Source organism: Vreelandella vilamensis, from assembly GCF_031451755.1.
GTDB lineage: Bacteria > Pseudomonadota > Gammaproteobacteria > Pseudomonadales > Halomonadaceae > Vreelandella > Vreelandella vilamensis.
Genome location: NZ_JARWAN010000002.1, coordinates 83773 through 98801 on the forward strand (window position 1 = coordinate 83773; position 15029 = coordinate 98801).

Genomic DNA, 15029 nt, shown 5'->3' on the forward strand with positions numbered 1-15029 from the left:
GCTGGTTATTGAACGGCTCGCTTCGCTAGCGAGGCGCGCAGCTTGTCAAAGTCACTTTGTGGCACCTGCACCGCTGAACCGTATTTGCCGCCGAACCACTCCTGGGTGGTCGCGGGGCATTGGCTGATCAAGCGCTGAATTTGCCCTGCCTGAAACGGCGTAACGAGTTTCACGCCGCCGCCCGCATTGCCGTTATCGTCTTGCCCGCGTGTGGTGATATTGAGCAGCGCGCACAGCACATAGCGCTTGCCGTAGCTGGTGGAAGAGCCAAACGCCTGCACGGCGTTTTTGTTACCGCTGACATCGGCGGGTAGCAGCATGCTGGTCTCTTCGCGGTGGCCATCCTTGTGCATCAGCACCCCCGTTATCTGAATGCCACGTTCCTGCGTCTGAATACGGAAGCTCACGGCAAATCCGTGTTTCTGCATAATCGGCCGCACGGTATCGACAATGTCTTCCAAGGTGGCGTAGAAGCCGTTATTGGTTTTACCGCGTTCTTCGATACTGGGCAGTTCCGTCTGCATGGCGGCCATGGCCGCGCTATACGCCATCATGGCTTGGCGATCCATGACCCGTTCCTGCATTTGCAGCAAGCGCTCCATTTTGTCGATATCGACATCCGGATTGAGGGCGGCACGCTCGATCACCTGGATGATGGCCGTGCTGTCAGCGGTGGGATGCGCCTCGACCGATGCCGGGGACGCCTTCAGGTTGGCGTCGGCCTGGATAGCCGACGATGGGGCAGTGCGGTGAGAATTTACTACATCAATACGTTGTGCCATGGGGCACCTCCTGCGATTAAGAGAGTGAGATGAGAAAAGCGCCGTCAGTCCGGCAGGTACTGGCTGAGTTCCGACGGTTCAATCCGTTCCAGGCGCAGTTCTGCCCGGTAGAAATCGCCCCTGGCGCACACCAACGTTTCGGCGCGATCCGTTTGATGGGCGATGAGTTGCTGAGTGAGACGGGTTAGCGCCGTTTCGACGGCATGGGAAATAAACGTCATGAGTCACCTCGCGGTATAAACCCCACAGCAAAACGCCCCGCTGGTGAGAGCGAGGCGTTTATGCCGTAGAGACAGGGTTAGAAAAGGAAAGCCAAAAGCGTCGTGGCCTACGCCACCAGGGCAAGGGCAGCATCAAGGGCTTCCTGCTTAAGCTGAGCCCCCTGGCCAAACCACGCTGAGTCCATGCGGGTATCATTGCTGCGTGCCCGCTTGTCGTGGTCCACGTACTCGGTCACCGCATTGAGCAAGCCCCAGGCGGTATCCTGCGCCGTCACCAGGTGAGAGCCCCGACCTTCGCCGTGATAGAGCTTCTGCACCTTGTTCAGCGCGCGGTAGTTGGGCAGCTTGGAGGGATCATCCAGCGGCGTTTCTGCCCCACAGATCACCGACTGGAAATACTGCTGGGCTTCCCGCCGGTCAATCTTGCGCTCCGCCAGGGTTTTCATCCGGTACATGAAGTCATTCCACTGCGAGACCGAAATCCCCAACTGACGCTTCACCGCACGCGGATCAAACTCAGAGCGATGGGGCACCTTCACCGCTTGTGAGGTGCCATCGACAGCGATCTGGAGCGTGTTATTACACACCACCCGAACCGTGGTCGGAGTGGCCATGGTCGCCAGGGTGCCATCACAAGACGTGGCCAACAGCAGGTAATCGTTCACTTCATCCTGGCCTTTTAGCGACGTACTCAGCCCACTACGCGCCAAGGCCCAGAACTTACGCCCACCTTTGAGTACCCCGGCGGTTTCCAGCTCATACCCAGCGTACTCGGTCAGATCTCGGTAAAACTCCAGAATTTCTTCTGGCTGCACCACCTTATAGCGCTGCGACACCACGGAGAGCGGCGACTTGGTATCCGAGCGGTAGAGCACCTTTTGTTCAGGGAATGAGTGAATACTGCCGAGATGGCTTGCGCCTTCGGCAATAAAGCGCACCGGGGCCTCTTCGATATGCCAATCCATACCGGCCTGTTCCCGCCACACTTCCAGCGGTTGGTGGCGAGAAAGTTGCTGCCCCAAGCCATGCCAAGGGGTAGTACCGACATACGCCATTTGTTCCAGTAAATGCGCCATGGGAAATCTCCTGTGTAAACGTTAGGCACGGCATAACAGCCCGCTGCCAATAGGCGCGGGCTAGACGTCGTGATGATTAAAGAGAAAAATCGAAGTTCTTATTCGACGTGGGGGCGAAAGGCGTGACCGCAGGTGCGGCACTCGTAGTTATCGAGGACCTTGGTATCCAGCTCTTCGCCCAGCTTGGCCCCGGCGACGCCACCGGCGGTGCCCCCGACCAAGCCACCGAAGATGGCCCCGGCCAATGAGCCGAGACCTATTCCCACCGGTCCGGCAAAGGCACCAATGGCAGCGCCCGCTTTAGCGCCGCCCAACGCCCCCGCTGCGCCTGATGCTGTGCCAGCGGCGGCCCCCGTGGTACCGCCAACTTTACGGCCAACATTGCGGGTAATGACGTGATGCGAGCCGCAGCTCGGACAATAGACTGACATAGACAACCCTCCAGAGATGATGTTGTAACGATCAACGAAGCCGATCGTTCCTGGCTTCATGGAGGTAATAAAGGGCTGAGATTTATTGGAATCGAATGGGCAGTTACCCCATCAGCAACCCACCTTCTTAAAACACTAACTTTTTCAGCTAGTTACCTTCACTATGCCTGGAATTTACCGGCCATGAGGTCTTTAATCCTCGGTATTCTCTACCTGGGCACGCCATGGGTATTTGGCTTTGTATGTTATTGGTTATAACAAAGGGTTCTAATAGGAATACTCAGTAGCACCAGAGAGGCAATGGGCTCACGTAGTAGAGCCCAATAGGCAGAAAGATGGGAGACGGTAACGACGGATCTCATATCCGTCTTAATGCCCAATAGCGTCACCAAGGCTGGAAGGGGCGATCCCCAAAAGGATCGCACCGACCTTCCCGACGTGAAGTGCATCTGAGTAATAAGAGCCGATACCAACGAGGGAGTGACGGTGAAGCCGAGTCACGACACCTCTCCTCAGTAGTAAGCAGTGATGGTAATAGGCAGGCCCCCCTTGGGAGTGGCCTGACCCGGTAACCCAGCAGTGACGTAATTCCGTACATACCCAGGCGATGGTACGAGCATGACGCTCAAGCCCTTTTCTTGCCTGGAGTTTTTCTCATGTACCACGACACCGATGACACCTTGAACGAAGCCGACATGCTGGCCATTTGCCAGGTCATGGACAATGCCATGCTGGAGACGACCGCTCTCGGCCAAGACATCATGATGCACACCCAACACCTTTGGCGGCAGGACGTGATCGAGGTGGATCGCCAGCTCAAGGCGTTGGCTGCGACAGAGCCGTTGCTGGATAGCCAGCGGGTGATACAGCCCGATGGTTACGGCAGCCATATCGTGGTGCTGGCCCCGGATGCCTTGCTGGACACGTTGACCATGCTCTATACGATGCTGATCACGATGTTCTGCGAGACCGAGATCGGTCAGCACTATCGGCCTAGCCCTTACGCGACGCGCTTTCTGCAAGCATTCGCTAGCTGTGCCTACCTGCGAGAAGCGGGCTTCCATCAGCCGCCGACCATGAGCCGTGACATGGCGGAGCAAACCGTCATAGAGCTTAACCAACGATTGGGTGCCTGGTACCAGAGCCTGAAACAAGCGGACTTCACCTGCGAATGTAACCGGAATCGGCGCAACAGCCGCAATAACTATAAGCGCCTGCGTGAGTTGATCGGGGCGCTCTTTGAACGCTACAGCCGTCTGACGGTACTGCGAGTGGATCTGAGCTACACCGAGATCGATGGCCCTTACATCGATTACGAAACCGCCCGCTATCATCGTGAGCAGCTGTGCCAGGCCTTCCACAAAAATCCCCTTTTCACCCATCTGGTCGGTTACGCCTGGAAGTTGGAGTGGCGACCCAAGAAAGGCTTTCACTACCATTTCCTGTTTTTCTTCCATGGTCACCATGTGCAAGAAGATATTACCCACGCGCGTCTGATTGGTGAGCTGTGGGCTCGCTCGATCACGGGCGGGCAAGGGCACTACCGCAACTGTAATCGCAATGCAGAGAACACCTACCACTACAACGCGCTTGGGCAAATCGAGTATCACGACTACGAGAAGCAGCGTGGATTGGATTTCATCGCCCGTTACCTGACCAAGATCGATGAGTACGCCTCAATGCTGGTGACGGGCCGTACCTTCCAGACCAGTCCCAAGCCTGATGTAGGTGAGGGGCCTCGTCTTGGGCGCCCTCGTCAGTCCCCTGCTTCCTGGTCAGTGGGTGATGTCGACTTTCCTTAAATCCAAATTTCCTGAATCAAAACTAATCGCCTCTTGCCTACGGTATAGACCCTTACGGTGGGTGGAGGCTAACCAAAGCATGACATCATGACATTGAGAAAAGGGAATAGGCTGAAATAGCGAACTATACCGCTTATTTTCTCATTTTTTAAAATTTTAACGTCTCAACGTCATGGCTATAAAAGATTCATTCTCATTCATTCATGTAAGGCGGCATCGTCTTTTCCGCCCGCCAGTAGCGCAGGGGACCACGCTGCCCCCTCGAGGTCAGGGTGATCCCGATATCGCGTAGCAAGGGCTTTATCTGCTTGAACTTTGCTCCTACGCCTCTTGAGCGAGTCGGCCACAGCTCTGAAGACGCACCTTCAGGTCGATAGGCCTCAAGACGTTCCTGCCACTCCTTGACCGAGATATCGATAACCCCCGTTGGTTCGTCATCCAGCATCATTTTTACGGCTAACGCCACAGGCGACTCTTCCAGCTCGAACTCGCGCCGACCTCGCTGATTGGCCCAGAACTGCTGCCAAAACGCATCCGTGTCTTGGCGCAAACATTCTGCCACCAACACCCCCACGCGACAGAGATCGGCCAAGCCACCGTAACGATCAAAATCCTTGTCATATTCCACCTTCCACCACTGTGCATTGACCTGCCCAAAAATCATTAGCAAACCGGCCACGATTGCTGGTTCCGTAGATGGCATTTGTCCTGGCATAGCGTAATGGTGATCATCCTCTTCCACTTCAACACTCAAGGTTGCATCGGCGAGCTTCGGCGTTGTCGCAACACTTTCCGGACTATTGAGCATAACGGGGCACTGAACGGTAATGTCCACGTCCACCTTATTACCCTTCCATTGCCACTCGACTTGTTTACCCCGCATCAGGCTGAAAAGATGATCTTGCTGGGTAGGCGTCAGGGCTTCGACGTGATTGAAACTCAGCAGATAGTGCTTGAGCGCTAAGTCATTAAACTGTTTGACGTTGCTCGGCAAATCGTTGCGCTCGGCCACCGTGGCAGGGTCGACCACGTTTCTGACAAGAGTGTGTGCCTGCTCTAGAGAAGCAGAGGCAGCGCCCAACAACTCCAGCATGACCAGCTTTCTGTCTGGCATCCAGCTTAAGATCATCCAGGCAATGAGCAGTAAATCCGATTCAGGAGATAACACCGTGTGATCAAATAGGGAATTTACTAAACCGGGATGCCAATTACCTATATGAGCCAGATTAGCAAGAGGGCGGCTTTGCGTGGGTCGAATACGCGGCTGACCTTCCACGACTCGGTAATACGAAGCGTAATTGTCAAATGTCAGGCAACTTCCTGGTGCTGCATCAATATAACGTTGCCGATTTTGCGGATCATAGCCCGCCCGACCAAAGAAAATTTTCGCTTCCCAAGGGGGTACTGACTGACCGAAGTGATCTAAAGCCCGTTTGATCTCCCCTATGTAAACTTCAGCTCCATGAGCATTTCGATACTGAGTCGCTAAAGGTGCTGAAATGGCATCAATTACCTCAGGCACTACCTCTCCGGTGTGGGTGTCCACCAGTAAAGCGCTGTTCGCTTCATTGGTAATTCGCACGTAGCGGTCTCTTAATAAAACGGAGACACGATCAATACGACGCTGACGGTAATAGGAAGACTTTTTTTTGGTCTCCCCTTCAGCAGGAGAAGCATCACTAGGCTGGCTATTTGAAAGAGCTTTTACTGCCTCAGACGTCCAAATAGATTCGCCACCAGTCAATGATTCATGTGACCGAGATGGCGAGTGGTCTTGCTGTTGAGTAGGTTGTTGATGAGATAAAGGAAGTGATTGCGAGAAGTGGCTTGGAGACGGCGTCACCGTGTCGGGCTGAGACGTTATCAACCCATTAGCGTTCCACCCACTATGCCCTTGGTATAGTGAGCGTGTTTGTCGGTGATGTGCCACGTCTGCATACGTCTCGAACGGCTGCTCAGATGCCTGAGGCTGCTTAAAAATGGCGTCAGGCTCAGAACCCTGTGGCTGATATTGGGAAAACAATTCAGCGGGTTGCTCTCGTCCGTGCATTTCTCCACCACCTGTTACTCTCTCCCCTCCTTGCAGCAATCTCTGTTTTTCTTCACGTTGCCTTCGAAGTTCTTTACCATCGCGAAAGACGCTCATAAAAATGCCCTACACTTACCCTGAAAACGATAGCGTAGCAAATTACGTGAAAAACAAGCGCATTACGCAAACTAAAAACCAAGACAGATTGCACACCAAGTCTAAGGATAGCTCATGCTCACGCTCTTGAACCCGGAAGTTCACGCCAACTTGCGTTACCTGCCTATCGACAACCACGTGTTTGCTACTGAGCAAAAAGGCGTCGAATTATTGTTCGACGATATGGAGGCTTTGGCTGATCGTGACATACCTATTATCCTGCCAGCAGCTCCGGGGTCGCTGCCTGAAGCCATCTTAGCTACCAGCCAGCATGAAAACCCTTTAGAGGGTTACACTCCGCTACGATGGCTGACTTACCCCTTCGCTCTGCAATCCGCTGTCGGCGTCGGCCCTAAAGGACACACAACACAGTACACCTTGCTCCATGCTGACCTAGAGACGCCACACTGGCGCTGCTGGCCGAATAATGTGGGTCATTGGCTCTTCTCAAAAGCAGGCGAGCCTACCGTGTTTTTGCAAAACATCGTCACCCGCCTTCAAGAGCAAGCAGCTCGAACCGAGCATACCCATGAGCTAATTAGCCTGCTTGACCAAGCAGGAGGCTTAACTAAATGGCATATCCACTATCTTGAACAATTCCATGACGTCTACCGCATTAATCCGGAGAAACTGGAGGAAAGATTAGAGGCGATAGATAGTAGCCGTTGCACTGCAGCGTATGATCTTGCCATGAGAATTCATCAGTCTTCGGATGACTTCGTGGTGAAGCACACATCGAATCATGCATCATGTGAGAGCCCCCCATCGGGAGTAATATAAGGCTCAGCCGGTAAAACCAACAGCATGATGGCTAACACGCCTAATACCGGCCACCAGGCCGCTTTTATGCCGTCAGGTGGAAATCTAGTGGTATTTTGCGTTAACCCTGCTCTTTCATCCCGGTGTGATAAACTGCTGTTAGCAAAATATTTTGTACTCTGGAGGCCAATATGGCGAATGATCGCCACCTAAGGCTACCGATAGGCATTCAAACCTTCTCGGCAATCCGCGAGAGGGGTTACTACTACGTCGATAAGACGCCGGTGATCGAGCGCCTGGTCAACCAGAACAAGTTCTACTTCCTGTCGCGCCCCCGGCGCTTCGGCAAGAGCCTGCTGCTCGATACCCTGCGCTGCCTGTTCGAAGGCCGTCAGGCGCTGTTCAAGGGTCTCTATATTCACGACCGCTGGGATTGGCAGACCACTTATCCGGTGATTCGCCTGAGCTTTGGCGACGGTGTGTTGACCAGCCGCGAGGCGCTGGACATCCACATCCATGAACTGCTTAACGCCCAAGCCGAGGCGTTAAACGTTTCTCTACGCAATACCTCTATTGCCGGCCGCTTTCGTGAGCTTATTTACCAAACACACCAGCTCCACGGTCAACCGGCGGTGGTGCTAATCGATGAATACGACAAGCCCATCCTGGACAACATCCTGAGTCCGGAGCGAGCCCGTGAGCTGCGCGAGGGGCTGAAAAACCTCTACAGCGTGATCAAAGACGCTGACTCTCACTTGCACCTGGTGCTGATCACTGGGGTTTCCAAATTCAGCAAGGTCAGCCTGTTTTCGGGGTTGAATAACCTCAATGACATTACGCTGGATGCACCCTTCAGTACGATCTGCGGCTATACCGATAAAGACATCGATTCGGTGTTCGCTCCGGAGCTGCCTGGCTTGGACCGCGAGGCAATCCGTGAGTGGTACAACGGCTATCGCTGGGGGAGCTGTGAGGTGACATCGGTATATAACCCCTTCGATGTGTTGTTGCTGCTCCAGAAGCGCGAGTTCGGTCCCTACTGGTTCGAGAGCGCCACGCCCACCTTCCTGGTCGATGTCCTCAAGCAGCGGGGTGTCTTCACTCCTCAGCTGGATCAGTGGGAAACGGAGTACGAGCTGCTCAACCAGTTCGACGTAGACAACATCAGCACCGACGCCCTGCTCTTCCAGACCGGCTACCTGACCATCAAGCAGATCGAGGAACCCATGCTGGGCTACCGTCAGTACACCCTGGGCTTTCCCAACCGTGAGGTAGAGACCAGCCTGAACCACGCGCTGCTACCGTCGCTGGGCGTCGAGAACGCCCCGCGTGAGCGGCGCACCTTGTTCAAGCATTTGCAGCACCATGACCTCGCCGGCCTGGAAACTCACCTCAAGGCGCTCTATGCCGGGCTGCCGCACGACTGGTACCGCAATAACCCTATCGCAAAATACGAAGGGCACTATGCCAGCGTCTTCTACAGTCACTTTGCCGCCTTGGGGCTAAACGTCACCGTGGAGGATGCTAGCCACCATGGACGTGTGGACATGAGCGTTGATTTCGGCGGCCATCTCTACCTGTTCGAGTTCAAGGTCGTGGAACAGCTACCCGAAGGTAAGGCGCTGGAACAGATCAAGCAGAAAGGCTATGCCGACAAGTACCGCGCCACTGGTAAGCCCATTCACCTTATAGGAGTGGAATTCTCCAGCGAAAAGCGACAGATTGTGGCGTTCGATGTGGATATTTTAAAAGGGAGCTTATAAACGCAGCTCTTCTAGCTTGCTGAAGCCCCAAGTGTTTCCTTAATCGCTTGAGCTAAGACTTTCAGCATTACCAGGCTTTAAAACGTCTTCCAGAAAGCCAGTGTCATCAAGACGTTCGAAGCAAAGCGATAATGCCTCCATTTCCGTAATCAGCCTGATTTTTTGCAGCTGCGATTCGTTCACTTCACCAAATTTAGCTTGTAACTGGTGAACTAACGCCAATTGCAAGCCTTCAACACGCCCCTGATCGCGCGCAATTTCCGCCTCGATCTTTGCCGTTTGGTCCGTTCGCGAAGCGTCAAACATCTCCTGTAGCTCTTTTACCCTGGGCATCGCACGATAAGCCCCTCCCCCAGAAGCAGAAAGGTCTTTATCAAATTTCAATCGTTTGAGCAGTAGCGTATGGACTTGCCCTTTGAGCTGATCCAGCGAATGAATAGTCAAAAACTTAAATTCACGATTAACGGCATAAATGCGCTCTGCCCAATCATGGGCAAGCTTGGCAAGTTGATCCGGCTTACCCTTCTTTATCTGCCGCAATGAAAGTAAATCATTGTAAAATATAGACTTTACAATAACTTCCAACAGCTGCTGCTCTTCTTTCTGGGACGGAGGTTTTATCTGGCTATGGCCGCCTTTGCTGGCTCGCTGGGTAAAACTTCGATTGTTGAGATTGTTAAGTATTTCTAACGCTGAAAAATGACGCTGCGCTTCCATCATGTCAGCAAGCATCTGTGCATAAACAGCGTGAGCACTGGTATCCAAACGATCGCCACTAGCAGCTTCAAAACCGGCTAAGCACTGCTTAAATTTAACCTGCACAGAAATGGCGAAACGAAGCGCCTGGTTTGCATAGTTTTCTTGCTGTTCCGCATACGCTTTTTTGCCCTGAATAAGCTTAATGATCTTTACATCGTGCTCATGCTGCAGCCCACCGCTCTCAATCTCATTAAACAAAGAACTGACCTTACCCTCTCGGGCACTCTGCGCGCGGACATTGGTTAGATCAAAGATACGCTCGATAAGGCAGGAAGCTTCACTGCAGAGGGTCATGCCCACCGCACGGTAAATAGCAACTGGCCTGTTTCGCGCTTCCTCCTTCCTTGTGCCACTTGTTTCTTGCGTGTCGCTTAGTGAAGACATGGCCTGTATTTCCTCTTTTTTTCAGTAGATTACACACCAAAGCAGCGACGCTGCAATAAAAAACGACCACTAAAGATAATAAAAGTCAACACTCCTGCTTATCCTAAATAGCGCCTTAAGCCGCACCGCATAATCCCCTCCGCACCTCAGCGAAGATTTGCTCAACGAGTCGTTATCGAGGTGCAAACAATGAACAGCGCGCTACTAAGGCCCGAAGAAGTTGCTGAATGGCTGGGCATGAGCCCCAGCTGGGTCTACGCCAATAAAGCCAAAATCGGATTTATGCAGGTGGGTGCTGCGGTTCGGTTTGAGCGCAGCGCTGTCGAGGGCTATGCTTCGCGCTGCAAGCGCGGCCCTCACATCGAGGAGCCACAATGGGAATCACAGTCAGATACAGAGAAAAACGCGGGCGTTGGGTCGTTACGGAAACGTACAACGGTCAACGACATCAACGCTCGTTTACAGGCACGCGCGAAGGGGAGCGCCAGGCAAGGGAATATGCCGCCGCGCGCGAAACCGCACTGAACGATGCGCGGTTTAACGGCGAGCTGATGGGCAGAGCGCCTCGGCGCACGTTTCTTGAAGGCGTGGAGCGCTGGATTGATGAATATGACGTGACCAGCCAGATCAAAGCAATCCGGCCGGTAATCGCCTACATGGGCGAGGAGGTATTGCTCGGGATGGAATCAGTCGACAAAGCGCGCAAAATGGCGCGCGATCTAAAAGCACAAGGCAGGAGCCAGAGCACAATCAACAACCACGTTCAGGTGGTGAAGCGCGTGCTCAATTTGGCGTATCGGGATTGGGAATGGCTGGACAGGCCACTAGGCGACAAGCTCAAAAAGCCGAACCCGAAAAACGAGCGCCACGTTTATCTAACAGTGGGCGAGTTGCAGCAACTACTGAAAGCCATACCAGATAAACGCGGCGACGATAAAAAGCTGATCGCTCTTGCGGCACTTACCGGGTTGCGTCGGGGAGAACTGCTTTCTTTGGAGCCATCAAACGTGCACGGCGGTCGCATCCTGCTGCGACCAGATCAAACCAAAAACGGCAAAACGCGAGTGGTGCCGGTGCCGGTGGACGCTCAGCCATGGCTGCGCGACCTTCCGTTTGCCAGCGACCAGTACACACTCCGCTGGACATGGGATGCAGCACGCAAAGCCGTTGGCCGACCGGATCTACGTTTCCACGATCTGCGCCACAGCTACGCCAGCCTGTTAGCCCAGGCGGGTGAGAACATGACCACGGTGCGCGACCTGCTAGGGCATTCGAGCCTTCTGGTCACCAGTCGCTACAGCCACATATTTGATGGAGGATTGGATGCGATCGGCAGCAAATTGCCGAGCCTGAGTGGATCGTTTGGCGCGACCATCTGCGACCAAACTGCGACCAAGCATTGATTGGGGCAAATTTCAGGCATAAAAAAAGACGCCTAAGCGTCTGATTTTAAAGTGGTGCCGGTGGGGAGACTCGAACTCCCACGCCTTTTACAGCGGCGGATTTTGAATCCGCTGCGTCTACCAATTCCGCCACACCGGCAATGGCTGGGCATTATACGTATTTTACCTTCGAGGTCAATCACATTGGTGAAGCTGACTAGGAGAAAAGCGCCAAGGCACTTGACTTAACCGCATCGAAGTAAACTGCATAGACAGTCCCAGTTGACAACAAAAAGGCAACGCCGATAAAGTCGCGTCAACTTTCATAATCAAAAAGGTTTACTCGTGACTACAGCCGCTCCCCGCCACGACTGGACGCTTGACGAAATTAATGCGCTGTTTGCGCTGCCCTTTAACGATCTTCTCTTTCAAGCCCAACAGGTCCACCGAACACACTTTGACGCCAATGCGGTACAGGTCTCGACTCTGCTGTCGATTAAAACCGGCGCCTGCCCGGAAGACTGCAAATACTGCCCCCAGTCCGGCCACTACAACACGCAGCTAGAAAAAGAGAAGCTGCTGGAAATTGAAAAAGTCGTCGAACAGGCCAAGGCCGCGAAAGAAGCCGGCGCCAGCCGTTTTTGTATGGGGGCAGCGTGGCGCAGCCCGCGGGATAAAGACCTGCTAGTGGTGGAAGAGATGGTTCGCCAAGTCAAAGCCCTGGGGCTTGAAACCTGCATGACGCTGGGCATGGTCGACAGCGAACAGGCTAGCCGCTTGGCAAAGGCGGGGCTTGATTACTACAACCATAACCTGGACACGTCGCCCGACTATTACGGTGAGATCATCACTACCCGCACTTTTAGCGATCGGCTGGACACCCTGGCCACCGTGCGCGAGGCGGGCATGAAAGTCTGCTCCGGCGGTATTCTCGGCATGGGTGAAGACGCCCAGGACCGCAGCGCCCTGCTGCAACAATTGGCCAAGCTGTCGCCACACCCGGAATCCGTCCCCATTAATATGCTGGTCAAAGTGACCGGCACGCCGCTGGAAAACGTCGAGGACCTGGACCCCATTGAGTTTATCCGCGCCATCGCGGTGGCGCGGATTATGATGCCTCAAAGCCATGTGCGGCTTTCCGCCGGTCGCGAGCAGATGAGCGAGTCCACCCAGGCGCTGGCGTTTTTGGCGGGCGCCAATTCGATCTTCTACGGCGACACACTGCTCACCACCGGCAACCCTCAAGCTGATATCGACCGTGCGCTCTTCGCCAAGCTCGGCCTTCACCCAGAGCGCCGGGAAACTTGCGAAGATGAAGCCACCCACGCCAAGCGCTTAGCCCAAAAGGCCGAGCATAACGCCCGTGCCGAACAAGTGGCAGCGCTGGCGGTCGATGCCTCAGCCCTGCACTGAACGATGCCCCGGCGCCGCTTGGAACACGTCCTCGCGTGGGCAAAGACGCCCCCACTGTAGCGCCTTCCAGTAGATGAGTACCCTCAGGCAGATCGGGCGTGTAGAATCTACCGCCCAATCGCCCCTACTGGTGTCTTGGTTGCTTCGCGTCTGAACTCAAACCATTTTGAGCACAGAGTGATATGGAATACTCTATTTTTAACATATTGTTTTTATAGCAATATCAACAGCAGATCCCCCATGCCTACCCGCGAAAAATCCTCTCATCGTTTGACCGGTTTACTGATACTTATTTGGCTGCTTTATGGGATTTCGATTGCCACGGGGTTTTTCGAAACAAAACGCCAGCATCAGGTGTATATCGAGAACCACTTATCGTCAATTCTCACTAGTTCTCAGCTTTTTTTCCGTCAAGTGGATAACGGGTTAAGCGAACTTGCCGAGACCCTCGCTCAATTGGATGAGAATACCGACGTTAATTCCCTTGTCCTTCCTGACGCGAACACCACGGGCTTATCCATTGATTTGCAGGCGGCGCTGGCAGACGTGCGCGAAGCGCTACCGAATGTGGTCATGTTAGCGGCTCTTGATACCGAAGGCCGACGCATCTCCTCGACGGGATTAACCCCTGAGCGTGAAAAGATGCTTGCCATGGCCAACCGCGACTTTATTCGAGAGCACGAAAACGGGTTGGCGTATGCACGCTTTTATGCTCCCGAACCCAAAGCCGGTAATGCACCTCCCTATTCTCTGGTCAGCTACCGCATTAGCGTCTCCTCTCAACCCGTTATTTTAGTTGCCATACTGGAAATGGCAGAAATCTCACGCTGGCTTGAGCATTTCAGTCAATCCACCGGGCTTCTTTTGCGCTTAACCGGCGCTAATGATGCTCTGATTAGTCAACATCCGCTTGAACAGCCTACCGGGCCTTTAAATCGTGCCTTTGTTAACGCGCAAAAGACCGATCCCGACTATCGCTTGACTATTGAGGCCTCGCTTCCCTGGGCAAACGTTCTCCCATCGATGCTGATTAGCCTTTTATTAAGCTTCGTCGTACTGGTGCTTATTAGCGTGGGATTAATTTGGATACTGCGTAAATACCATCAAGAAACCTATCGTCGTAAGGCGCTACTTGATGAGGTGCGGACCGTGCTGCAGTTGGTTGAACACGGCGTGTGCGTGACGGATGAGAAAGGCCGAGTACTTTATGCCAATTCGCATCTACTGGAAATAACTGGCTGGGAGGCATCTTCGCTTGAAGGCAAGAATTTGCATACGGCCCTCCATCAGCCGCCTGCAGACAAGGCACTCGATGCACTGCCTTCTGACACCCACAACATGCAGGACTGCCCCATCCTTACAGCGATCACCGCCGGCGAAGAGGCGGAGTTTCGCGATACAACGCTTTATCAGCGCAACGGCAAAACGATTTTCGTGGTGCTGCGTGTCAAGCCTATCGTGCTAGTGAATAAGCGCCAGGGCGCGGTTATTTCGATCGACGACGTAACGCAGTCACGTCAGCGCGAAGCGCGACTTCGTTACGAAGCCTTTCACGACAACCTCACGGGGTTAAACAACCGCAGCCGGCTCAATGAGGCGATGGAAGAGCGACTCTTAGCCACGCCCACCAAGCAACAAGTCGATACCACACTTGATGCGCTGTTGTTCATCGACCTCGATGGTTTTAAACCCATTAATGACACCTACGGCCACGAAGCCGGCGATATGCTACTTATTGAAGTGGCAAAACGACTTTCCAAGCAAGCTCGCGAGGAGGACCTAGTGGTACGCCAAGGCGGGGATGAGTTCGTAATTTTGATGACCAACTTACCCGACGAGGAAGTCGTCAAGCGTCGCGCGCATCAACTTCTCGGCGCGCTCACTGCCCCTATCGAGCTTGAAGACACCCCTCCCATTACGGTGGGCGCCAGTATCGGGATTGCGATAAAACAGAAGGGGCGCACCACCGAAGAATGGCTGCAAAACGCCGATAACGCCATGTATCAAGCCAAGGAGAACGGCAAAAACCGTGTCGTTTGTGCTCATCAGCACACGTGATTACACCGCGTGGC

The 15029-nt window shown here is 53.8% G+C and carries 12 protein-coding genes and 1 tRNA gene; 6 read left to right on the forward strand and 7 right to left on the reverse strand.

Annotation, left to right across the window (positions count from 1 at the left end; genetic code table 11):
• Window positions 1–5 precede the first annotated feature (5 nt).
• The 4 genes from QC823_RS01570 to QC823_RS01585 form a co-directional block, all read right to left on the reverse strand.
• Entirely contained in the window at window positions 6–782 is a 777-nt protein-coding gene (locus QC823_RS01570) for an ERF family protein (protein ID WP_309654611.1), read from the reverse strand.
• A 44-nt stretch (window positions 783–826) separates the two neighbouring features.
• Entirely contained in the window at window positions 827–1003 is a 177-nt protein-coding gene (locus QC823_RS01575; protein ID WP_309654612.1) for a hypothetical protein, read from the reverse strand.
• Window positions 1004–1110: 107 nt separating this feature from the next.
• The gene (locus tag QC823_RS01580) at window positions 1111–2079 is read right to left on the reverse strand and encodes a DUF932 domain-containing protein (protein WP_309654613.1); all 969 of its coding nucleotides are present in this window, start codon (window positions 2077–2079) and stop codon (window positions 1111–1113) included.
• Between the two features lie 98 nt (window positions 2080–2177).
• Window positions 2178–2510 carry a hypothetical protein gene (locus QC823_RS01585; protein WP_309654614.1) on the reverse strand — a complete coding sequence of 111 codons (333 nt, stop codon included), beginning with the start codon at window positions 2508–2510 and terminating at the stop codon, window positions 2178–2180.
• Between the two features lie 656 nt (window positions 2511–3166).
• On the opposite strand from QC823_RS01585, the gene QC823_RS01590 reads away from it, so the two are divergent.
• Window positions 3167–4312 carry a YagK/YfjJ domain-containing protein gene (locus QC823_RS01590; protein WP_309654615.1) on the forward strand — a complete coding sequence of 382 codons (1146 nt, stop codon included), beginning with the start codon at window positions 3167–3169 and terminating at the stop codon, window positions 4310–4312.
• A gap of 193 nt (window positions 4313–4505) precedes the next feature.
• Here the strand turns inward: QC823_RS01590 and QC823_RS01595 are convergent, their stop codons facing one another.
• Window positions 4506–6458, reverse strand: a complete 1953-nt coding sequence (locus QC823_RS01595; RefSeq protein ID WP_309654616.1) for a hypothetical protein — start codon at window positions 6456–6458, stop codon at window positions 4506–4508.
• A 114-nt stretch (window positions 6459–6572) separates the two neighbouring features.
• Here QC823_RS01595 and QC823_RS01600 point away from each other — a divergent pair, with 114 nt between their 5' ends.
• Window positions 6573–7277 carry a SapC family protein gene (locus QC823_RS01600; protein ID WP_309654617.1) on the forward strand — a complete coding sequence of 235 codons (705 nt, stop codon included), beginning with the start codon at window positions 6573–6575 and terminating at the stop codon, window positions 7275–7277.
• Window positions 7278–7447: 170 nt separating this feature from the next.
• On the forward strand, window positions 7448–9019 hold the full coding sequence (locus QC823_RS01605; protein WP_309654618.1) for an ATP-binding protein: 1572 nt from the start codon (window positions 7448–7450) through the stop codon (window positions 9017–9019).
• 39 nt (window positions 9020–9058) lie between these two features.
• Here the strand turns inward: QC823_RS01605 and QC823_RS01610 are convergent, their stop codons facing one another.
• Window positions 9059–10162, reverse strand: coding sequence for a hypothetical protein (locus QC823_RS01610; protein WP_309654619.1), 1104 nt, complete (start codon window positions 10160–10162; stop codon window positions 9059–9061).
• Window positions 10163–10536: 374 nt separating this feature from the next.
• On the opposite strand from QC823_RS01610, the gene QC823_RS01615 reads away from it, so the two are divergent.
• Complete coding sequence (locus QC823_RS01615) at window positions 10537–11565, forward strand: tyrosine-type recombinase/integrase (RefSeq protein WP_309654620.1); 1029 nt, start codon at window positions 10537–10539, stop codon at window positions 11563–11565.
• Between the two features lie 52 nt (window positions 11566–11617).
• On the opposite strand, the gene QC823_RS01620 is transcribed toward QC823_RS01615, so the two are convergent.
• A tRNA-Leu gene (locus QC823_RS01620) sits at window positions 11618–11704 on the reverse strand.
• A gap of 185 nt (window positions 11705–11889) precedes the next feature.
• Here QC823_RS01620 and bioB point away from each other — a divergent pair.
• Both bioB and QC823_RS01630 read left to right on the forward strand, forming a co-directional pair.
• On the forward strand, window positions 11890–12957 hold the full coding sequence (gene bioB, locus QC823_RS01625) for a biotin synthase BioB (RefSeq protein ID WP_309654621.1): 1068 nt from the start codon (window positions 11890–11892) through the stop codon (window positions 12955–12957).
• Window positions 12958–13197: 240 nt separating this feature from the next.
• A complete protein-coding gene (locus QC823_RS01630) occupies window positions 13198–15015 on the forward strand; it encodes a diguanylate cyclase domain-containing protein (protein WP_309654622.1) in 1818 nt (605 codons plus the stop codon).
• The last annotated feature ends 14 nt before the right edge of the window (window positions 15016–15029 follow it).